22 protein-coding genes and 1 pseudogene are annotated in these 21,795 nt (G+C 37.6%); 3 read left to right on the top strand and 20 right to left on the bottom strand.

Annotation, left to right across the window (positions count from 1 at the left end; all coding sequences use genetic code 11):
- Position 1: 1 nt before the first annotated feature.
- Both MKX96_RS11380 and MKX96_RS11385 read right to left on the bottom strand, forming a co-directional pair.
- Positions 2-361, bottom strand: a complete 360-nt coding sequence (locus MKX96_RS11380; protein ID WP_298469388.1) for a YppE family protein — start codon at positions 359-361, stop codon at positions 2-4.
- Between the two features lie 75 nt (positions 362-436).
- Positions 437-592, bottom strand: a complete 156-nt coding sequence (locus MKX96_RS11385) for a hypothetical protein (protein ID WP_169359545.1) — start codon at positions 590-592, stop codon at positions 437-439.
- 584 nt (positions 593-1,176) lie between these two features.
- Between MKX96_RS11385 and recU the strand changes: the two genes are divergently transcribed.
- Complete coding sequence (gene recU, locus MKX96_RS11390; RefSeq protein ID WP_251555874.1) at positions 1,177-1,776, top strand: Holliday junction resolvase RecU; 600 nt, start codon at positions 1,177-1,179, stop codon at positions 1,774-1,776.
- A gap of 21 nt (positions 1,777-1,797) precedes the next feature.
- Positions 1,798-4,440, top strand: a complete 2,643-nt coding sequence (locus MKX96_RS11395; protein ID WP_298469485.1) for a PBP1A family penicillin-binding protein — start codon at positions 1,798-1,800, stop codon at positions 4,438-4,440.
- A gap of 281 nt (positions 4,441-4,721) precedes the next feature.
- On the opposite strand, the pseudogene MKX96_RS11400 reads toward MKX96_RS11395, so the two are convergent.
- The 17 genes and pseudogenes from MKX96_RS11400 to MKX96_RS11480 all read right to left on the bottom strand — a co-directional run.
- Positions 4,722-4,924, bottom strand: a pseudogene (locus MKX96_RS11400) (IS5/IS1182 family transposase); the annotation flags it as partial.
- A 417-nt stretch (positions 4,925-5,341) separates the two neighbouring features.
- Positions 5,342-5,650, bottom strand: a complete 309-nt coding sequence (locus MKX96_RS11405; RefSeq protein ID WP_251555877.1) for a YpoC family protein — start codon at positions 5,648-5,650, stop codon at positions 5,342-5,344.
- Entirely contained in the window at positions 5,637-6,293 is a 657-nt protein-coding gene (gene nth, locus MKX96_RS11410; protein ID WP_169359601.1) for an endonuclease III, read from the bottom strand. Before nth ends, MKX96_RS11405 begins: the two co-directional genes overlap by 14 nt.
- A gap of 10 nt (positions 6,294-6,303) precedes the next feature.
- The gene (locus tag MKX96_RS11415) at positions 6,304-7,014 is read right to left on the bottom strand and encodes a DnaD domain-containing protein (protein WP_251555881.1); all 711 of its coding nucleotides are present in this window, start codon (positions 7,012-7,014) and stop codon (positions 6,304-6,306) included.
- A gap of 73 nt (positions 7,015-7,087) precedes the next feature.
- The gene (gene asnS, locus MKX96_RS11420; protein ID WP_169359550.1) at positions 7,088-8,383 is read right to left on the bottom strand and encodes an asparagine--tRNA ligase; all 1,296 of its coding nucleotides are present in this window, start codon (positions 8,381-8,383) and stop codon (positions 7,088-7,090) included.
- Between the two features lie 28 nt (positions 8,384-8,411).
- Positions 8,412-8,900 carry a cell wall elongation regulator TseB-like domain-containing protein gene (locus MKX96_RS11425; RefSeq protein WP_251555882.1) on the bottom strand — a complete coding sequence of 163 codons (489 nt, stop codon included), beginning with the start codon at positions 8,898-8,900 and terminating at the stop codon, positions 8,412-8,414.
- 2 nt (positions 8,901-8,902) lie between these two features.
- Complete coding sequence (locus MKX96_RS11430) at positions 8,903-9,073, bottom strand: YpmA family protein (protein ID WP_144536843.1); 171 nt, start codon at positions 9,071-9,073, stop codon at positions 8,903-8,905.
- A 28-nt stretch (positions 9,074-9,101) separates the two neighbouring features.
- A complete protein-coding gene (gene dinG, locus MKX96_RS11435; protein WP_340883700.1) occupies positions 9,102-11,855 on the bottom strand; it encodes an ATP-dependent DNA helicase DinG in 2,754 nt (917 codons plus the stop codon).
- Positions 11,856-12,178: 323 nt separating this feature from the next.
- Positions 12,179-12,562, bottom strand: coding sequence for an aspartate 1-decarboxylase (gene panD, locus MKX96_RS11440; protein WP_169359553.1), 384 nt, complete (start codon positions 12,560-12,562; stop codon positions 12,179-12,181).
- Positions 12,563-12,564: 2 nt separating this feature from the next.
- On the bottom strand, positions 12,565-13,413 hold the full coding sequence (panC, locus tag MKX96_RS11445) for a pantoate--beta-alanine ligase (protein WP_340883703.1): 849 nt from the start codon (positions 13,411-13,413) through the stop codon (positions 12,565-12,567).
- A complete protein-coding gene (gene panB / locus MKX96_RS11450; RefSeq protein ID WP_340883705.1) occupies positions 13,391-14,251 on the bottom strand; it encodes a 3-methyl-2-oxobutanoate hydroxymethyltransferase in 861 nt (286 codons plus the stop codon). The genes panC and panB overlap by 23 nt, the downstream gene beginning before the upstream one ends.
- A 263-nt stretch (positions 14,252-14,514) precedes the next feature.
- The gene (locus MKX96_RS11455) at positions 14,515-15,501 is read right to left on the bottom strand and encodes a biotin--[acetyl-CoA-carboxylase] ligase (RefSeq protein WP_340883706.1); all 987 of its coding nucleotides are present in this window, start codon (positions 15,499-15,501) and stop codon (positions 14,515-14,517) included.
- Positions 15,485-16,666 carry a CCA tRNA nucleotidyltransferase gene (locus tag MKX96_RS11460; RefSeq protein ID WP_340883707.1) on the bottom strand — a complete coding sequence of 394 codons (1,182 nt, stop codon included), beginning with the start codon at positions 16,664-16,666 and terminating at the stop codon, positions 15,485-15,487. The genes MKX96_RS11455 and MKX96_RS11460 overlap by 17 nt, the downstream gene beginning before the upstream one ends.
- Entirely contained in the window at positions 16,667-17,797 is a 1,131-nt protein-coding gene (bshA, locus tag MKX96_RS11465; protein WP_340883708.1) for an N-acetyl-alpha-D-glucosaminyl L-malate synthase BshA, read from the bottom strand.
- A gap of 18 nt (positions 17,798-17,815) precedes the next feature.
- Complete coding sequence (gene mgsA / locus MKX96_RS11470) at positions 17,816-18,223, bottom strand: methylglyoxal synthase (RefSeq protein WP_169359559.1); 408 nt, start codon at positions 18,221-18,223, stop codon at positions 17,816-17,818.
- A 12-nt stretch (positions 18,224-18,235) separates the two neighbouring features.
- Positions 18,236-19,012 (bottom strand): 4-hydroxy-tetrahydrodipicolinate reductase, encoded by a 777-nt coding sequence (gene dapB, locus MKX96_RS11475; RefSeq protein ID WP_298469467.1) that lies wholly within the window; start codon positions 19,010-19,012, stop codon positions 18,236-18,238.
- Positions 19,013-19,014: 2 nt separating this feature from the next.
- Entirely contained in the window at positions 19,015-19,347 is a 333-nt protein-coding gene (locus MKX96_RS11480; RefSeq protein WP_251555909.1) for a nucleotide pyrophosphohydrolase, read from the bottom strand.
- A gap of 102 nt (positions 19,348-19,449) precedes the next feature.
- Between MKX96_RS11480 and MKX96_RS11485 the strand changes: the two genes are divergently transcribed.
- The gene (locus tag MKX96_RS11485; RefSeq protein ID WP_340883710.1) at positions 19,450-20,319 is read left to right on the top strand and encodes a YitT family protein; all 870 of its coding nucleotides are present in this window, start codon (positions 19,450-19,452) and stop codon (positions 20,317-20,319) included.
- Positions 20,320-21,101: 782 nt separating this feature from the next.
- Here the strand turns inward: MKX96_RS11485 and MKX96_RS11490 are convergent.
- Positions 21,102-21,776, bottom strand: coding sequence for a zinc metallopeptidase (locus MKX96_RS11490; protein WP_251556021.1), 675 nt, complete (start codon positions 21,774-21,776; stop codon positions 21,102-21,104).
- Between the last annotated feature and the right edge of the window lie 19 nt (positions 21,777-21,795).

The following is a 21,795-nucleotide window of genomic DNA, read 5'->3' on the forward strand; positions in this document are numbered from 1 at the left end:
GTTACTCCCCGACCTCCTGTAACGCTTGAAGAATGGTTTCTAAAGTATATTTAGAAGAATGTACAGACTTTAAAAAACGTTTTTTACTAGTGGCTTTATAAAAGGACTGTACGACAAATTGTCTCATTGATTCAAGTAACGAATCAATTTGACTCGGATGTACATATTTTGGTCGCTTTAATTGGATCCAAGGACGTACTAGTTGCTCCCATTCATTCAGTAATTCATCTATATCATACGCATATGGCTTTACTTCTTCAAAAAAATCCGGTTCACGGTCTTCTTCACGAAAACGGTGAAACCTTTCTATACAACTATCACATTCAATTAGCAGCTGTTTATTTACGTTTGTTAATGACAAAGTAATCCCTCTCATTCTAGTAATAGTTTATCAAAAAGCATAGCATATTACCAGCTTCGAACGAACATACATTCCTTACAGATTACTTTCTAATTTTTCCATCTTTCCTAGCAAGCGAAAAGATGATTTACTAAAATCTTCTTCAAATTGATCCTGTTCTTCGTTTAAACGGTTCTCCAATAGATATTCCAAAAGCTCTAGTTGATCAATAAGACGTTCAATTTTATTCATGTTAACACTCTCCTTTTACTGTTTAGTTCCTTCCTTCTTGATAAATCCCTTCCTACTCGACAAAGGTTCTATACATAAGACAAAACTAGCGGCACATCGACAGTGGTTAAGATGAAAAGCTTTGTTAAATTTATTGGTTGATTTTGACTAACAATTCTTTGTTATAGTGACTTAATGAGTGTAAACATTATAAAAAGGACATTCAAATAAAAATCATAAATAGATGACGAAATTGGTGTTGGTGACAGTTTTTCAACTTTGCTGCTTATGCGAGTAAATTTTTAGCACTATCGATACATTAAAGCTGTTTCCATTCATTGATTGGAGCACCAGACGGCGACTCCTACGGGATGAGTGAGACAGATAAGCCATCACAACCACGCGCGTAAGCGATGGGTGATGGCTTATCGCTCACCCCGAGGAAAGCGTCCGGCTGGGGCGAAAAATCAATTCTACTCTCTGATTTAAGATTTCTTTGCATCATAAATCAACCCAACCCTTAACATAGCCAAATGAAACTAAATTGATTACTCGTTCGTCTAACTAACTTGTGATAAACTAATATCATAAAAGAGGTGATTGTCTTGGCTATCCAATACCCTAATGGGAAGGTATATACACCTACCAAGAAAACAAAAACCCCAAAGCAAAAGGATTATTCTTTCAGTAATAGGGGTAAGACGTTAGAAGATGAGATAAATGATGCCAATGAGTACTATCTAGCTCATGACATTGCTGTCATCTATAAAAAACCAATACCTATTCAGGTCGTTAAGGTAGATTACCCAAGTAGAAGCTCGGCGGTTATAAAAGAAGCTTATTACAGGACACCATCCACTACTGACTTTAACGGGGTATACAAAGGGAAATATATTGACTTTGAAGCAAAAGAAACGGAAAATAAGACTTCATTTCCTTTAAAAAACGTTCATCTTCATCAAGTAGAACATATGGGAAGAGTTGTTCAGCAACTCGGTATTAGCTTTCTATTGGTTCGTTTTTCAACAACGGATCGATATTTTTATTTGTCTTACGAGCATTTAAAATTTTTTTGGGATAGAATGCGATCTGGAGGAAGAAAATCAATCACTCTCGGGGAATTTGAGGAATATGGGATTGAAATAACTCCAAAATATGCACCAAGGGTCAATTATTTAAAGATAGTTAATGACTTGTATGTATAAAGGGAAAGTGAGGAGACGTTTATGAGTGAGCAAAAATCTACTCGTGGACAAAGAAGAAAACAACAACTTGAACAAAAGAAAAAACAAACAAAACCTGCAAAAACATGGCTAAAACGTATCATGATAGCAATTTTAGCAATTGGATTAGTAGGATTAATAACTGGTGGGTCCGTTTATGCATATTATGCAAGCACAGCACCAGATTTAGATGAGGAATTACTAAAAGACCCGATCAGTCCTAAACTATTAGACGCAAACGGTGAAGAGTTTGCAACCGTCGGAAGTGAAAGCCGAGAATATATATCCTATGAGGAAATTCCTCAACAAATGGAAGATGCCATTTTGGCAACAGAGGATGTTCGTTTCTACGATCACATGGGAGTAGATGTCTTACGTTTAGGTAAAGCCGTTTTAGCCAACCTGAAGGATGGATTTGGTGCACAGGGTGCAAGTACAATTACTCAACAGGTTGTCAAAAACTCTTTCTTTACAAATGAAAAAACAATAAAACGTAAAGCTCAAGAAGCCCATTTAGCTCTACAATTAGAGCGTGAATATAAAAAAGAAGAAATTTTTGAAATGTATTTCAACAAAATTTTAATGTCAGGACGTATTTATGGCTTTGGTACTGCTTCTAAATATTTTTATGGGAAAGAACTAAAGGATCTTGAATTACATGAAATGGCTGTATTAGCGGGAATGCCTCAAAGTCCTAATAACTATAACCCTTTTAAAAATCCAGAACTTGCTGAAAAGAGAAGAAATACAGTTCTTTACTTAATGAATCTTCATGGCAAAATAACAGATGAGGAAATGAAAGCAGCCCAAGCTATTCCAGTTGCTGACTCCCTTCTACCCGAAGATCAAAGAGTAGCGAACCAAGATTCTAAATACGATGCATTTATCGATATAGTATTAGAAGAACTTGAAGAAAATGGAGATGCAGATGCTATTTCCGAAGGTATAACTATCCATACTACACTTCAACCGAAAGCTCAAGAGAAAGTAGAAGAAACCTTAAACTCAGACATCTTCCCTACTGAAGATATACAAGCTGGTGTTGCAGTAATTGATACTAAGACTGGAGCAGTTGTCGCTGCTGGTGGAGGAAGAAATTACGGAGTAGATCGAGGATATAATCATGCGCATGATATGAAAGAACGCTCACCTGGTTCGACTATTAAGCCTTTAATAGACTATGGTCCAGCTGTAGAATTTTTAGACTGGTCACCTGCTCAAACCATCGTAGATGAAGATATTAAGTATACAGGTACTGATCAAGTAATACGTAATGCCGATAATAAATATCTAGGTGCTATGACTATGCGTGAAGCATTATATAAATCTCGCAATACTACAGCAGTCAAAACATTAAAAGAAGTAGGTACTAAGAACGCAAGAGAATTTATTAGTCGATTTGGAGTAGATATCGGCACAGTAAATGAAGCCTATGCAATTGGTGGTATTTCAAAATTTATGTCCCCTATTCAACTAGCAGGAGCATACGCTGCGTTTGGTAATAACGGGAATCATACAGAACCATATGCTATTAACAAAATTGTATACAGAGATGGCAAAACAGAGAAAAATTACAAGCCTGAATCCAAGACAGTTATGAAGGATTCAACAGCTTACATTATTACAGACGTTTTACGTGATGTTTTAACAAAAGGAACTGGTAAGGCTGCAGCAATCAGCGGATTAGATGTAGCAGGAAAATCTGGTACGTCCAATTTCAGCGGAGATAAAAAAGGTGTTCCAGATGTATGGTTTGCAGGGTACACAACTAACTATTCAGTAACTGTTTGGTCAGGTTATGATGACAACTCTGCTATTACAACTGCCGAAGAACGAAGTCTTCCACAACGAATCTTTAAAGAAATTATGGGAAGTATTTCAGAAGGACAGAAAACAGAAAGATTTAAAAAGCCTAATTCAGTCGTAGAAGTAACAGTTGAAAGAGGTTCTAATCCATTAAAATTAGCTAGTGAGTATACACCTGAAAATATGAAGCTAACAGAGTTATTTGTTAAAGGGACAGAGCCTAAACAAGTATCTGAGGAATATGACCAGCTAGAACTAAATGCCCCTTCTAACCTATCTGTGCAATATGATGAAATAACATCATCAGCAACATTAGATTGGGACTTCGAAGGACCTGAAGGCGAAGAAGATGTTAACGTTCAGTTTGAGGTAGCGGTCTCTATTGACAACGGTCCAAGCGAAATTTTACAAACAACAGATAAAACAGGGTTAATTGTTCAAGCTCTAATCCCTGGTAGTAAATATTTATTTACCGTTACAGCAATAGCTGAGGATGTTCGAAGTGAATCAGCTAGTGTAGAGCTAGTACTCGAAGGTATCGAAGAAGAAGATCTCGAGTCTCCTGACTCGGAGGAAGAAAAACCAGAAGATACCGAGGGCGAGAATGAAAACCAACCTGGTAACAATGGTAACAATGGTAACAACGGTAATGGTAATGGTAATAACGGTAACAATGGTAATAATGGAAACGGTAATGACGGTAATAGTGGTAATAATGGCAATGGTAACAACAACGGTAATGGTGGTAATAATGATGGTGGTCAAGAAGATGGAGGCACCGATGGAGAAAATCCTGAGGAAACCCCTGAAGACGGCACAGAAACCGGATCTACACCTTAAACTATCCGATTATTACTTAAAATGATTAAAAAAAGAACGAGGAAATGGGATTATAACCCTTTCCTCGTTTTTTAATTGTTTCTTGAATTTATAAAGTGATTTTTTATTGCTTACTTTAGTTTAAGTGTAACATCTCACAAACGAACTCGTTTCACGAAATACCAACCCTACCCTTTAAAGAGGGCACTGAAATACTTACGTTTTTATAATAAATTTGTTTTGAAAATTAAAAAAGGGTACTTTTTGTTCAAATTGAACAGAAAACATCCTTTTTCATTGCCTTATTCTTGCTCTCCTTCGTTAAGTAACTTTAGGATTCGCTTCAGGTTGACCGCAAATATGGTTGTGGCTCCTTGTATTTCCATGCCAAAAAGACTCGTGCTAATCGCTGTATCGTAGCCGTATCCACTCTTTATCCTTCTTTGTAACACCCAACTCTGAAAGGGCATATTTTACATTTTTCCACCTCAAAATTATATTTATCATTGTGCGCACCCCTGCATTTACTTTTCTTTAGTATAGCAATAAAAGAATTTTTTTGCCTGAGTACATTTTTAATAAATTCTATAGTGGATTGGAGTGCAGAGCGGTGACTCCTAGGGGATTAGCGGCCACGGCGAGCACCCGGACTGAGCGCAGCGAGGGAGAAGGCTTGCCGGGCCGCCCCCAGGAAAGCATCCGCTCGGAACGGAAAGACACGGTCTCAGGAAATAGGAGCCTTTATTCATACTCTACCTCTAAGAGTTTAAAAGTACTTTTTCAGTGCACTCGCCTTTAACATAGCCATATTTTTTTATATTTAAACTGCCCTAATCTAAAAATGCCCCATATGGACTCCCTCTCTAAGTTAGTTTAGTATCTAACTTTTAGTAGGCAGTACATATGGGGCATTGTTGAATAATTAAGGTTTTCTTGATTCCATAATAAAGCGAAGAGCAAGCTTCTTTTCCGTTTCTTTAAATAATTCATCCAGCTGTCGAAACGCCGCAAAAGTTTTATAGTTCTGTTTTATAAAAGTAAAACGTTCCTGATAGTTTAATGGACAAGTGCCATCTGCAAGGTCAATTAACTCGTTTAACAGATCAATTCCTTTTTCCATTAAATCAATAGACCCGTTATTTCTTTTTTTATAATGAGCTTGTATCTCATCTCGCATCTTTGACCACTTTGCAAAAAGTCCGACAAAGTCTTCTTTTTTAAGCTTGGACAACTTTACTCATCCTTTTTTTACCCTCTCTGCACACAGGCAGTAACGGACATTGTGGGCAATTGGGATTTTGTGCCTTGCAATGGTAGCGGCCAAAAAATATAAGCTGGTGATGTGCCTTGGACCAGGATTCAATCGGAGTCTTTTTCATTAACGTTTCCTCGACCTGTAGGACAGAGTCCTTCCATCGACATAGTCCTAATCGCTTCGATACTCTTTCGACATGAGTATCGACGGCAATGGCAGGAATGTCAAAAGCAACTGAAACAACTACGTTAGCAGTTTTGCGCCCTACTCCTGGAAAAGTAGTAAGTAGATCTCTGTCTTCCGGTACTTCTCCATTATAAAGCTCTATTAGTTGCTTACTAAGCGCTTGAATATTTTTTGCCTTATTACGATATAGGCCGATTGAACGTATGTCGTTTTGTAGCTCTTCGATTGAAACTGCTAAATAGTCTTCGGGCTTTTTATATTTTTGGAACAAATTTTTAGTTACTTTATTTACAAGCACATCCGTGCATTGCGCTGATAAAAGTGTAGCTACTAATAATTCAAAAGGATTATCGTGGACTAACTCACAATGAGCATCCGGAAACATCCTTTCCATTTCCTCTAAACAAAAATGCCATTGGGCCTTTGTAAGCAACGTTCTCCACCTACTCTCTTTCTTCTAACCAATTGTAAAAAGGAACTTTCGCCGCATCTAAGGATTGCTCCTTTGGTCTTTGCATTGGTATATGCTGTCTAAACTGAGCCGACTGATTTTCTGCAGCTTCTACTGTTTTTATATTTTTCTTTTTCCACTCGAATAATATGCGGTCTATATAGCGCAGGCTTAGCTTTTGAGATAAGACAGCCTCTTTCAAAGCTAGCCTTATTAAAGAGGCAGAATGCTTGTCCTGGTCAAACCACATTCCAATTGTTTCATATTCCATTGGAGATAACAATCTACCGAATTCAGCTTCAAATAATTTGTAAATTTCGCCTTCTTCGCCCTTCACTTCTTCGTCTTCTTTATTAAGGTTTTGTTGCTCTACGCAATCGACCAAAAGCTCCCATAAATGATTAAAATCATAGTATTCATAATGAACTCCATTTTCGTCCATATGCTGTTCAATTTGGATTAATCCCTTTTGGACAAGACGTTGTAAAATCGTCACTACTTTATGTTCGTTAAAATGTGTACGTTCCACTAAGTTTTGAGGGGTTGGAAAGTGGTTACCCGCTTCTCCAAAAGCGATAAGATGTAATAGCAGAATAGCTTCCTCGTCCTTGACATTAATGGCCTTGTAATGGCTAAAAAAAAGCTGGGAAATGGTTACATTTCCCTGCTCTGTCCAGATTCGGAGCCGATTTCGCTTTTGCATACTCGCACTCCCTTTCTTATATAATACGCTGTAAAAGTTTATTAACGTAAATGTTCTTTCTTTCTGATTCTTATTATGGATATAAACGGTTTAATAGTCTTGGGAATGGGATAGATTCACGTACGTGTTCTGCTCCACTTAACCAAGCTACTGTACGTTCTAATCCAAGCCCAAACCCTGAGTGAGGAACAGACCCTTGTTTACGTAGCTCTAAATACCATGCATAAGCCGATTCATCTAATTTATGCTCTGCAAGACGTTGTTTTAGTAAATCATAATCATGAATACGTTCTGATCCACCGATAATCTCACCATATCCTTCAGGAGCGATTAAGTCCGCACATAATACAACATCGTCTCTGTCTGGATGAGGCTGCATGTAGAATGGTTTAATGCCTATAGGATAATGCGTGATGAATACTGGCATATCATAGCTTTCTGCGATAGCTGTTTCATGCGGTGATCCGAAATCATCTCCCCATTCAATATCATCAAAGCCTTTCTCGTGTAAAAACTTAATTGCATCATCATACGTGATACGTGGGAATGGTGCTTGAATTTTTTCTAATTTAGAAGTGTCGCGTCCTAAACGTTCTAATTCTAATTGACAGTTTTTAAGAACAGATTGGACAATATATGCCACGTATTGCTCTTGTACTTCTAGATTCTCATCGAATTCTACAAACGCCATCTCTGGCTCGATCATCCAAAATTCAATTAAGTGACGTCGTGTTTTAGATTTTTCTGCACGGAATGTTGGTCCAAAGGAGAATACTTTTCCTAATGCCATTGCTGCAGCTTCCATGTATAGTTGTCCAGATTGAGATAAATATGCATCCTCATCAAAATACTTTGTATGGAAAAGCTCTGAAGTTCCTTCAGGAGAAGATCCAGTTAAAATTGGTGGATCCATTTTTACAAATCCATTTTCATTAAAGAATTCATATGTAGCACGAATTATTTCATTACGAATTTTCATAATTGCGTGTTGTTTTCTAGAACGCAGCCATAAATGACGGTTGTCCATAAGAAATTCAGTTCCATGCTCTTTTGGTGTAATAGGATAATCAACCGCAGCGTGAATTACTTCGATTTCTTTTACTTGTAGCTCATATCCAAAAGATGAGCGTTCATCTTTAGTTACTTCTCCAGTGATATACATAGAAGTTTCTTGAGTTAACCCTTTTGCTGTTTGGAAAATTTCTTCTCCAACAACTTCCTTTACTACTACTCCTTGTACAAAGCCGGAGCCATCACGTAGCTGTAAAAAGGCAATTTTTCCGCTTGAGCGCTTGTTCGCAAGCCAAGCCCCAAGTTTTATTGTTTCTCCGACATGGTTGGCCATATCTTTAATCATAATTTTTTTCATGTTGTCCTCCATTAGTCATAAATAAATTTTACAAATTGGATATTCTCTTCCACCAGTCGCCGTTATCAAATAATAGATAAACGTAGTTTAGATTATCCTTTGAATTGACAAAGGTAATCTCCCATACAGGGCCAACCTCTTCCACACCTAACTTAGCGTGGAGCACCTTACTTTCTTGCTCTCCATCCAAAACGATGGAGATGGCTTCTTCTTTTGATATACCCTCTTCAAAGCTTACCTCCATGATAGGCTCTTCATTTGCCTTCAGAGGGATAAAAAATGCTTTTTTGGCGCCATCTTTTGTGTTACCTATAATCGTCTGATAAGAGTCGGTACTATTATACACATAGGATTCATCAATTGTCTCCAATAAGTTATTCTTTAGTGTATAAGATTCTGCAGACGTTAAGGCTTCCTTAAATGGCTCCCGAGCCTGAGTATATATAAGAATGCTAAGGATTGCGGTTAGGCTAATTGTAAAAATAACGATAAATAATAGCCATCTTTTAAGTGCCATATTTAGGTCCTGTAAATGGTAAAGACTGCTTTTTCTTGGTCTTCTTTATCTAATGCCAATCCAAACATTAAATCCTTTTCCTTCAAAGAACGGTTCAATGCATCTACTATTTTGTATAGATCTGATTGGTATTGTACGGTGACGGTGGAGATGACTTCGATTTTGTTTTCCATATTTCTACCCGCTTTCTAATACTCATCCTTAATTAGTATACCAATTTTCTAGCTCTAAGACTATATTTTCTAGTGATACTTTCTTTACAGGTATGTTAGGAATCGCCTGTAAAAAATCAGCCCCATACGACTTAGTCTCAATTCTTCTATCTAATACGATAAATACTCCCTTATCAGCGGAGGAACGAATTAAACGACCAAATCCTTGTCTAAATCTTAGAACTGCTTCTGGTAAAGAGTAGGATGAAAATGGGTTAAGCCCGTTTCTGCTCATTAATTCTGCACGTTTTTTAAATAATGGGTCATCTGGTGATGAAAAAGGTAAACGCACCATGATCACGACAGACAGTGCCTCCCCTGGCACATCTACGCCCTCCCAAAAGCTATTGGTGCCGAAAAGTACAGATTTCGAGAAGCGTTGAAAGGATTTTAATAGACGCATTCTACTGCCAGTTGTAATCCCTTGGGCAAACAGCATATAATCTTCGAGCAGGTTAGTCTCTTGTATTAACTCAACCGTTTTTCGAAGCATATCTTGTGAGGTGAATAATACAAAGCATCTTCCGCCAGTTACTAGCACTGTCTGAACAATTGCTTCTGCCACTGACTCAATATAGTCAGATTGTGAAACTTGCTGAATATCCGGCATATCTTCAATAATTAGGAGCTCTGCCCCATTATAAAAATTAGATTCTACTTTAAATTGATGAATCGGCACACTCGAACTAAGCCCTAGCTGTGAAGTGATAAAGTATTTGTTAGATGGTACGGTCAAAGTCCCCGACGTCCAAATAATACCTCCACTATCTCTTAACGGAGCCATTGCTTCTTTTATATCCTCTTGATAATCTAATGGTCTTTTGATGATAGTAAGGCTCCCTGGCACACTCCTATTATCTAGTTCGAGCCATTTTGCTTCTTCTTCACCATCCTGAAGAAATATTTCATCCCACTCACTTACTTTAATCTCTAGCTCCCGTAGCCAATATTCCCACTCATTTACGATAACTATTAATTGAGGGTCCAATAGGTTTTTCTTGGACGAGCCAACATATGGCTTTGTGGAATATATAAACGTCTGCAGATTTTTAGCTACTTTGATAAAATATGATTTATCTAGTTCTAACTCTTCCATCGTATTCGTACGTTTCGTACTTTTAGATTTATGAGGGAAGCTTTGTATAGAAGAAATGATGTGAGACATAGCGAGATCAAACGACTCTACAACATTTACAAAAAGCTTCTCTATGCGGAGTCGTACGGATAAAGAGACGTTTATAAGCGACAGTTTGTAAAGTAGATGATCGGTATCTAACGTTCCAAATTGGCCTAAAATATACTTCCAATTAGTATAGGAAAAAATACGTTCTTTTCGAGAAATACTAGCATGGATCATTTGATGTGCTTCATCAATGATAGTTGCACAGCCATTCTCTAAAAGTTTAACTTCTCTATCCTTGTCTGCTATGATCATAGAATGATTCGTCACAAGTATATCGCAATCCTTACTCCGAAGAAGTGCTCTCTCATAAAAGTCAATTCCTTTTACGTCGTTTATCATCTTCTCAGAGGTTCTTCTTATTTTATCAACAAAGAGTAAACCACCTCCAGAGACATTAAGCTCAGAAAGATCACCCTCCTCTGTCATAGTAAGCCAAACTAAAATCTGCATGATAGTGAAGGTTTCATCATATGACTCGTCATCTTGCTGAAGATGCTCCCAAAAACGATAAAGGTCAATATAGTGGTTAATCCCTTTTAGTTTAGCTACTCGAAGATTTATATTCAAAATGTCATGAAGCTTCGGTATTTCCTCATTTATTAGTTGATCAATAAGATTAGTAGTGTAGGTACTAATAATAATTGGCTTTCCTTGCTCTATTCCATAAATAGCAGCAGGGATTAAATACCCTAATGTTTTACCTATCCCAGTCTCGGCCTCACATACTATTTCTCTAGATTCGGACAGCGCTAGGTGAATTCTATCCATAAGCTCAAATTGGCCAGTTCTTTCCTCCAGCTTTAAACTTCCTTGTTGGAATAACTGCTTCTTTTCGTCGAAAGAGCTTGGGTAAACTAGCTCACTTTGCGTTGGAAGAGGCTCATCTCTTTCATATTGTAAAGGGATCCCTCGATATTCTAAATAATCCTTTGAGTCATACATTTTTCTTTTCATCGTCAGCACTTCAAAAAATATAAGAGCTAGATTGGATTTTAATTGAAAGGATCTCTTATGTAAAAGTTCTATTGTTTTCATTGGCAGCGTTTGTAGCTGATCAAAACATTTCAGCAGTAAATAAGCTGTAGCCTTCGCATCGTCATCTGCTCGGTGGGCAGATTCAAGCTCTATATGTAGCTCATTTGCTATATCCTGAAGTTTATAACTATAAATATTAGGAAACATCAGCTTTGCAAATTCCACTGTATCAATCGATTTACAAACTAATTTAGGTAATCCTACACGTTTTAGCTCCTGCTGAAGAAACGTTAAGTCAAAGTTCGTATTATGAGCAACAAAAATATGATCTTGCAACATTTCCAACACTTTTGGGGCAATCTCTTCAAATCTAGGAGCATCCTTGACATCTTCTTCCTTGATGTTAGTTAGATCCTGAATAAATAGAGGAATTTGTTTTTGCGGATTTACAAACGTATTAAAGGAGCCCGTTATTTTATTATTTTCTATAAAAACAATTGCAAGCTGAATAATTCGGTCACCATTGGCAGATGAATGGCCTGTTGTTTCAATATCGACAACTGCATATTTATGATTTTCCAACACACTTCATCTCACCATCATTAAAATTAAAAGCATTCTAACAAGCGCTCGAGCACTGCTTTTTAAAAATTGTACCACATTACTTTATTAGAAACGAAATATATGTAGGACTTAAAAAAAATTAAAATTATTATCCCTACTTCTTTCATTCTCAAATAAACAATTCAAATCCTATTTAGACGAAAAAATGTGCAGATCTAGCTTGTTAGAGAGAAAGTTGCAATAGCAATAAAAAACAAAGCCCCGGAAATTTTACGATTGGTAAAATTTCCGGGGACTTTTGAAATCCAGGGGCTTTTTTCTCCAGCCACCTCCATGTGCAATTATTACATGACTGTTGCTTCTGGCTCGTAGTTGATAATTTGGTTAATCGTATTATCTGAGTTCATAATTCCTACTGTTGGACGATGGTTTTTTGCTTCTTCATTCATTACGTATGCATAAGACAAGATAATTACTATATCTCCACGTTGAACAAGGCGTGCTGCAGCTCCATTTACACAAATTACACCGCTTCCACGTTCTCCTGCGATAATATATGTTTCAAAGCGTGCCCCATTATTGTTATTGACAATATGAACCTTTTCATTTGGCAGCATTCCTACTGCATCCAGGATATTTTGGTCAATTGTAATACTGCCTACATAGTTTAAATCCGCCTCAGTGACTACTGCTCGGTGAATTTTACTGTTTAACATCATTCTTAACATTATTACTGCACTTCCTTCATATTAACTATTATATTATCAATTAATCTTGCTTTTTCAAAAAATACGGCAGCTGCAAATAAGACTTCTTCTGTGTACTCGTTTACAGGTTGTAGTGTTGGATAAGCCAAAGCCTCCAGGTAATCTATTTTACCAGATGTGTTTTCAATTATATATTGTTTAGCTTCAGCAATAGCCTTTTGTACATCCCCCGTGCGATGCACGTTCTCTTTTGCCAGCGTAAGCGCCTTGTAAATATGAGGGGCAACTTCACGTTCTTGCGCGCTAAGAAATACATTTCGCGAACTTTTAGCCAATCCATCTTCTTCACGTATAGTTGGAACAGCAACTATTTCTAGCGGGAAATTGTATGCTTCAACAAACAGCTTAATAATCGCAAGCTGCTGAGCGTCCTTTTGTCCAAAATATGCCTTTGTAGGTTGAACTAAATGAAATAGCTTAGATACTACTTTTAGTACACCATCGAAGTGACCTGGACGTGTGGAACCACATAGCTTGGTAGAAATATCACCGGCATGTATCGTAATCCCACTTTCAAAAGGATACATTTCATCAGGCGTTGGAACAAATAGTAAATCTACTCCAGATTCTACAGCAATCTTTGTATCTCGTTCAATATCTCTTGGATATCTATCTAAATCTTCATTTGGTCCAAACTGTGCTGGATTTACAAAGATACTAGCAACTACGAACTCGTTTTCTGCTCGAGCTCTAGTAAGTAGTGCTTGGTGGCCTTCGTGTAGATACCCCATCGTTGGTACAAAACCAATAGAGTGTTGTTTATGTTTTGCAATAATTGCTTTAAGTTCATCAATCTTTTGTACTGTTTGCATGGCTAGGATTACCTCCGTATAGTTGGTTTAGTTGATCATCCTTCATGGTGAAAGAATGCTCTGTAGCAGGGAATGCACCATTTTTAACTTCTTCTACATACTTCTTAATACCGCTTAAAATAGGTTCCCCCACATTCGCATATTCTTTTACGAACTTCGGTATATGATGAGATCCATACTTAACCAAGTCATGGAATACTAATACTTGGCCGTCCGCAGTCGAACCAGCTCCTATTCCTATCGTTGGTACCATGAGAGCACTCGATATTTGCTCTGTTAGCTGATAAGGGATACACTCCAACACGACAGCACAAGCTCCCGCCTGCTCACATTTTTTGGCATCTTCAATTAGTTTTTGCGCAGCTTCCGCAGTTTTCCCTTGCACTTTATATCCACCCAGAACTCCTGCAGATTGAGGTAACAATCCTAAATGAGCGACTACCGGTATACCAGCAAATGTCAGCTTTTCAATTACAGGTATAATTGCTCCTGCTCCCTCTAGCTTTACAGCCTGTGCACCCGTCTCCTGCATTAAACGAACTGCGTTAGAGAGCGACTGATCGATATTTCCGTGATATGTTCCAAATGGCATATCCACAACTAAAAATGTATTCGGTGCTCCTCTTCTAGCAGCTTTACCATGATGAATCATATCATTCATCGTAACTGTTACGGTAGAATCGTACCCTAGCACTACCATCCCAACTGAATCCCCTACCAAAATCATATCGACATTAGCTTCTTCAGCAAATTTGGCTGTTGGGAAGTCATAAGCTGTGATCATAGAAATCTTTTCTTCATTACTTTTCATTTTCAAAAAATCACTCGTTGTTTTCATCCATTTCCCTCCTTATAAAATTATTACCTCGGTCTAGCACATAAGCTTACCTTTGGTAAAATAGAAGAGAAAACCAAATATAAAGCCCTTCAATCCTAACTTGGACAGAAGGGCAGAAAATTTAAATTCATCGGTTTTCTCCGTCCCTGTCATTCATAGATCAAGGCAGACTATTTAATTTAAAAAAGTAACTTACCGGTGTAGTTCTAAAAAGATACTACCCTTCGCATACAGAATAACAGAATTAGACGAAAACGTCCAAATTAAATTTTGAGTAAATCAATATCAGCCGAATAAATACCTTTTATTTCTCCATTATCTAATTGAAGCTGCAAAGCTCCATCATTAGTAATGCCAATAGCCTGTCCCTCAATTGTATCCCTAAGAGTAGTAGCTCTAATCCTATTGCCAATAGTACAGTTATAGCTCTCCCAAATGAGTTTAATAGGTTCAAAACCTAGAGTGATGTACATATCACTATATTTTTCTAGATAAAATAGAACTTTGGCAGCTAGGAGAGCTCTGTCTACATGTTCTCCAGTTTCCAACTTTAAAGAAGTGGCAATAGATTCCAAAGGTCCTTCAAAGGATTCTGATGTCTGATTTACATTGATACCCATTCCAATAATAATAGCTTGTACACGGTCCATATCTGACTGAAGCTCGGTAAGGATGCCAGTCACTTTCTTCCCATTAATGAGCAGATCATTAGGCCATTTAATGCTTGGCACACAGGTTGTAGTATCTTCTATTGCTCTGGCGATTGCTACAGCAGCTACTAGCGTAAACTGTGCAGCAAATTGAGGACTAATATTAGGTCGGAGTATGAGACTCATCCAGATCCCCTTTCCAGCTGAAGATTCCCAAGAACGGTCTAGTCTACCACGACCAGCAGTCTGCTCCTCTGATACTACTAACGTTCCATGAGCGACACCCTCTCTCGCTTTGTTTGTAGCAATCGTCTGAGTAGAATCACAAACCGGATAATATATAATATTTTTACCTAGTTCTTTTGTTTCGAGATGAAGTGAAATACGTTCACTAGCTAAAGTATCCGGCATCTGTTTAAGAATATAGCCTTTTTTCTTTATAGCTTCAATTTCGTAGCCTTCTTCTCCAAGTCCTTTAAGATACTTCCATACCATCGTTCTAGAAATCTCTAGTTCTTCTGCGAGTGCTTGACCAGAAATTGGGTCTCCCTTTGCAGCCTGGAGTCTCGAAATAATTCTTTCTTTAATTGATATACTCACGAAAAAACCATTCCTTTATCTGTGCTCTGTCGTTTTTTAGTTCTTCGTTCAAAATCATTATTGTTAACTTATCTAAAGCTTCTTTAATCCAAGGGCCTCTTTTTTCCTGCTTCCATTCCATTAAATCATTGCCACTAACTACTACATCTCGCTTAGACGAAATAGCTAACTTCTTTTTTTCTTCTCTCAAGATCTCTGGGGTATATGAATGCTCGATATTAAATAGGACCCTTCCATAGCTCGCTGCTGCAATCAATACTTCATCCGAAAACTGAAACAGCTCCACAGAATCCCAGCTCCCATTATTCAAAGATTCCACAGCACGGAGCACTTCCTTGACGTGTTTTTTTTCTAAATTGGAGCATTTAAAGGCAGAAAGTAGCTCAGTATGGTTAGAATCTTTATTCATTAATATGAAAAATGCCCATCCATTTGCTTTCATCCCAAAGCTATTAAAATCTCCCCATTTAGAGATTGAATCTACCCAATTCCCTACGAAATGTTGAGATATTCCAGTCGAAACAAACAAATCCATTCCTTTGGAGGGGTAATTACTAACCCAAATTTTCTCTAGCTCTACTTTTACTCTCTCTATAGAGATATGACTGATTAAAGGATGAAGCTCTTTGATGGCAGCTTGTGTCGAGCTATCTAAGGTGAAATTTAATTGTGCTGAAAAACGTATAGCTCGTAGCATCCTAAGGGCATCCTCGGAAAACCGTTCCTTTGGATTCCCTACTGCCTTGATCGTACCTTTTTCTAAATCGGAACTTCCTCCGAAGAAGTCGATTAACTTATCTTCTTTAGTTAAAGCCATCGAGTTAATCGTGAAATCACGTCTCTTTAAGTCTTCCTTAAGCGTATGAACAAATTTAACTTCATCCGGTCTTCTATGGTCACTATACGTAGTCTCCGATCGAAAGGTTGTAACTTCAATTGGTTCTGATAAAACAACAAGAACAGTTCCATGTTCAATTCCCACATCAATGGTATGTTCAAATAATTCTTTTACTTGTTGTGGTAAAGCATTAGTTGTTATGTCTACATCGTTAGCTTGCACACCTCTCACGAAGTCTCTTACTGCTCCACCAACCACGTATGCTTCGAAGCCAGCATTTTCAAGTACGGAGATTACTTTATAAGCATCTGGCCATCGATTTTTCATTTATTTTTTCGCCACTCTTTCATACATCTTTTCATATTGCTCTACTATTTGCGAGGAGCTAAAACGTTCCTTTACGATTTGGACTGCCCTTTCCTTTAACTGGTTATGTAAATGAGGATCCTTCAATATTTTCAGACCATATTCGGCAACACTGTCTATATCTCCAAGAGGTACCAAATATCCATTTTCACCAGGTATTATTACTTCAGGTATACCACCGACGGCAGTTCCAATACATGGAACCTCACAAGCCATTGCCTCCAGTAATACTAAACCAAATGACTCTTTTTCAGATAACAGTAGCATCAGATCAGAAATAGAATATAGCTCTGAAACATTTTCTTGTTTTCCAAGAAAAAGAACGTCTTTCTCAATTGGCTTACCCTTCACATATTCCATCACTGGATGCTTTTCTGGACCATCCCCTACTAATAGGAGTTTTGCTGGGACTTCTTTATGCATTAATTCGAAGCTTTTTACAACATCCGGAACGTGCTTGACTTTCCTAAAATTGGATACATGGATGACAACCTTTTCATTCTCTTTAATGCCTAATAATTCTTTTAGGTTGTTTGCATCCTTTTTGTGATACTCTCTTTCATCCACAAAATTATATATCGTCTCAATATCTTTTTTGGTCGTAATTAGCTCTCTAGTTTGTTTCACTAACGATGTAGAGACGGCTGTAACGACATCCGACTTTTCAATTCCATACTGAATGGCTCCCGTCAACGATGAATCATAACCTAGAACTGTAATGTCTGTCCCATGCAAAGTTGTAACAATTCCAATATCAGAATTAGCCATATCCTTAGCAAGGATTGCGCAAACCGCATGTGGTATTGCATAGTGGACATGGAGAACATCTAAGCCCTCATCTTGAATTACTTCAGCCATTTTATTAGCCAAAGCAATATCATAAGGGGCATACTGGAATACAGAGTAACTATTTACCTCCACCTGGTGGAACGTAATAGTTGGATAAATTTTGTTTAAACGAAAGGGAACACTAGATGTGATGAAATGGATCTCATGCCCTTTTTCAGCAAGCATTTTTCCTAGCTCAGTAGCTATAACTCCGGAACCACCAACAGTAGGATAGCAAGTGATACCTATTTTTAGTTTACGCATGTATATGTCCTCTTTTCTTTATCTACCCCGACGTTCTTCTAAAAGACGCCAGTCTAGAAACCCCTCTTCGATTCCTTTAAGGAGAATTTCAGCAGTACCCATATTAGTTGCCAATGGGATTTGATAAACGTCACAAAGGCGGATTAAAGCAGTAACATCCGGCTCGTGAGGCTGCGCTGTAAGGGGATCACGAAAGAAAATAACCATATCCATTTCATTATTAGCGATAGCAGAACCAATTTGTTGGTCTCCGCCTAGTGGACCTGATTTATACCTAAAAACAGAGAGACCGACCTCATTTATAATCCGTGTACCTGTTGTACCAGTAGCAAATAACTCATGCTCTTCAAGAATAGGCTTATATGCTGTTACAAATTGTATTAAATCCTCTTTTTTCTTATCGTGAGCCACCAATGCGATTCTCATCACGTTTTCCTCCTATAAAATAATCTCTTCTAATCCATATATTAATTTATTTTGACACATTACTTCTTTAATAGACAATACCACACCAGACATAAAAGAGCCTCTATTGAATGAGTCATGTCTCAATGTTAATAGTTGACCGTCTCCACCTAATAACACCTGTTGGTGAGCGATTAAGCCTGGCAGTCGAACACTATGAATTCTCATACCTTCAAAATTCGCCCCTCTTGCTCCAGGAAGGATTTCTTCCTCCTGTGGATGTCCTTGCGTTGCCTCTGTTCTAGTGTTTTGTATCATTTGAGCAGTTTTAATAGCAGTGCCCGAAGGTGCATCTATTTTTTCGTCATGATGCATTTCAATAATTTCTACGTCCGGTAAATACTTTGCAGCAGTTTGAGCAAATTTCATCATTAATACTGCACCAATAGAAAAGTTAGGTGCAATGATACAGCCAATTTGTTTTTCTTCCACTAAATTCCTAATACTATCTAGTTGTGCATCAGAAAATCCAGTCGTTCCAACTACAGGTCTTACACCATATTCTAATGCTGTTATTGTATGGTCATATACAGCAGACGGAACTGTCAAATCCACTAAAACATCTGGAGCAGTTTCTTCAATTAATTCAGTTAGGGATGTAAAGATAGGTATATTATCTCCTAGAGTTTCTTCATGTTTTTTAGAATCTAGTAGTCCAACCAATAAAAATTCTGCATTTTTAATAACAGTACTAACTGCTTCTCTTCCCATTTTCCCTCTTGGTCCTGCTATAGCTACTTTAATCACCATAGTTAGTCCTCCTTTTTAGTCCAGCGATCTTTATCTCGAGTGTTATATTTATGTAAAACTTTTTGTAAGGCATCTTCTAAATCTATGCCCTCAGAGTTAGCCAGACAGATTAACACAAAGAAGAAGTCTCCCATTTCATCAGCTAATTCTTTTTGTACTTCCGTATGCTTCTTTTTCTTAGTACCATACTTATGTTGTACCTCTCTCGAAAGCTCACCTAGCTCCTCTGTTAATCTTGCTAGAAGCTCCATAGGAGGAAAATAACCTTCTTTAAATTGGTTTATGTATGTATCAACTTCTTGTTGAAGCATATTTAATGATTTTGTTTCTTTCATTAATCTCACTCTCCTTCATTCATCGTAATAAAAATATAAGGGTGTTGTCAAAAGCAAAAAAATAATATAGATTTAGTATGGACTATAAAATGAGGTGGTACAATGGGGATTGGTTTAAAATTAAAGAATATATTAATGATTATTTTAGGTTCTGCAATATTTAGTTTCGGCTTTGTACACTTTAATATGCAAAACGAACTAGGGGAAGGCGGCTTTTCAGGAATAACATTAATTTTGTACTTTGTCTTTCATTTAGATGTATCTGTAATGAATTTAGTATTAAATATACCTATGTTTATTTTGGGTTGGAAGCTTTTAGGTAGGAGAGTGTTCTATTATACATTAATCGGAACCTTTTCTGTTTCCGTATTCCTGAAAATTTCCCAAATCTACGAAATTCAGCTAGGAATTAATGATGATTTATTTTTAGCCTCTCTTTTTGCTGGTGTGTTTATCGGTGTTGGTTTAGGTATTATCTTCCGAGCTGGCGGAACGACTGGTGGCGTTGACATTATTGCTAGACTAGCTCAAAAGTATCTTGGTTGGAGTATGGGTAAAACCATGTTTATGTTTGATGCCGTGGTTATCATGGTTTCTTGGTTAACCTTCTTAGATATTCGTTCTATGATGTATACGCTTGTAGCAGTATTTGTAGGCGCACGTGTAATTGACTTTGTTCAAGAAGGTGCATATGCTGCTCGTGGAGCATTTATAATTTCTGACCATCAGGACGCTATTGCAAATAGGATTACAAATGAAATGGATCGTGGGGTTACCGTCTTAAAAGGATACGGACATTATACGAAAAAAGATCGTGAAGTATTGTATTGTGTCATTTCTAAAAATGAAATTATCCGTTTAAAAACGATTATAGCTTCTGTTGATCCGCATGCCTTTGTTTCGGTAACAGAAATGAACGATGTCATGGGCGAAGGCTTTACGTTAGATGAACAAAAAAAACCGTTGCTTTAAATTATGAAAGAGCATGCTCACACTTCTACAGTGTAAGCATGCTCTTTTGTTAAGAATTGTTGTTATTCATTAGGCTATGTTAAAGGGTAGGGTTGATTTATAATCCAAAGAAATCTTAGATCAGAGAGTAGAATTGATTTCCGCCCCAGCCGGACGCTTTCCGTGGGGTGAGCGATAAGCCATCACCCGTCGCTAACGCGCGCGGTTGTGATGACTTATCTGTCTCACTCATCCCACTGGAGTCGCCGTCTTCGCTCCAATCAATAAATGGGAACAGCTTTAGCATTGATAAAGAACTAATAAATTTACTCGCATAAACAAAGCTAAAAAACTGTCACCAACCCCATTTTCATCATCTATTTATGTTCTTAATAGCCATTTGAAAGTTCAATTGTTTATGTTTACAGTCACTATAAAAAGGAATTGTTAGTCAAAATCAACCAATAACTTTAACAAAGCTATTCATTAAAAGAGACTATCTCAACAAGCTAAGATAGTCTCCTTTGTTTTATAAAATTCTGAAGCTATGGATAAATTGAGTTTATCGCCTTGCCCCTCGGGGTCAAATGGTAAAAAGCTCCGGTGGCTGAGGAACTGCCTCCTCGCTTTTCTCCATTTGCCTGTCGGGGCAGACATAGGCGCTTGCGCTTTTCTTGATGTCTAGCTTCAGCGCCTTACCCCTCGGGGTCAAATGGATAATAGCTCCGGTGGCTGAGGAACTGCCTCCTCGCTATTCTCCATTTGCCTGTCGGGGCAGAGACAGGCGCTTGCGCTTTTCTTGTTTATTCGCTTCTTGACATTCCTGTATAGATTAATACTAAACGTAATAATTCTAATACGGCAACTGCTGCTGCTGCAACGTATGTTAATGCTGCTGCACTTAATACTTTTTTAGCGTGACGCTCTTCTTCGTTTCTAATTACTCCTAATGAAACCATTTGGTTCATAGCACGACTAGAAGCATTAAACTCTACAGGAAGTGTAACGATTTGGAATACAACCCCCATAGCAAGAAGAATGATACCTAATAACAGCATATTAGTAGAAGTAGCAAAGATACCAATCATGATAAATACCCATGAGGCATTGGAAGAAATATTAGCTACTGGTACTAACTTGTGTCGTAATGTTAAGAAAGAGTATGCCTCTTTATGTTGAATCGCATGACCAACTTCATGGGCAGCTATTGCAGCTCCAGCTACAGAAGCCTCATGGTAGTTATGGCTAGATAAAGCTACTATTTTCGTCATTGGGTTATAATGATCACTCAAAAACCCGCTACTTTCCACTACCTTAACTTCATATAAACCATTCTCATCTAATATTCGTCTAGCTACTTCTGCACCAGTCATTCCTGAAGTGGAGCGGACTTTGGAATATTTCTTATAGGTACTTTTTACTTTCATTTGTGCGTATAGTGGCAACAATAAAATTATCGCAAAATAAACGATATACATTCCCAACAGAAATTCCCCC

It is taken from the genome of Psychrobacillus sp. FSL W7-1493, assembly GCF_038004905.1.
Taxonomy (GTDB): domain Bacteria; phylum Bacillota; class Bacilli; order Bacillales_A; family Planococcaceae; genus Psychrobacillus.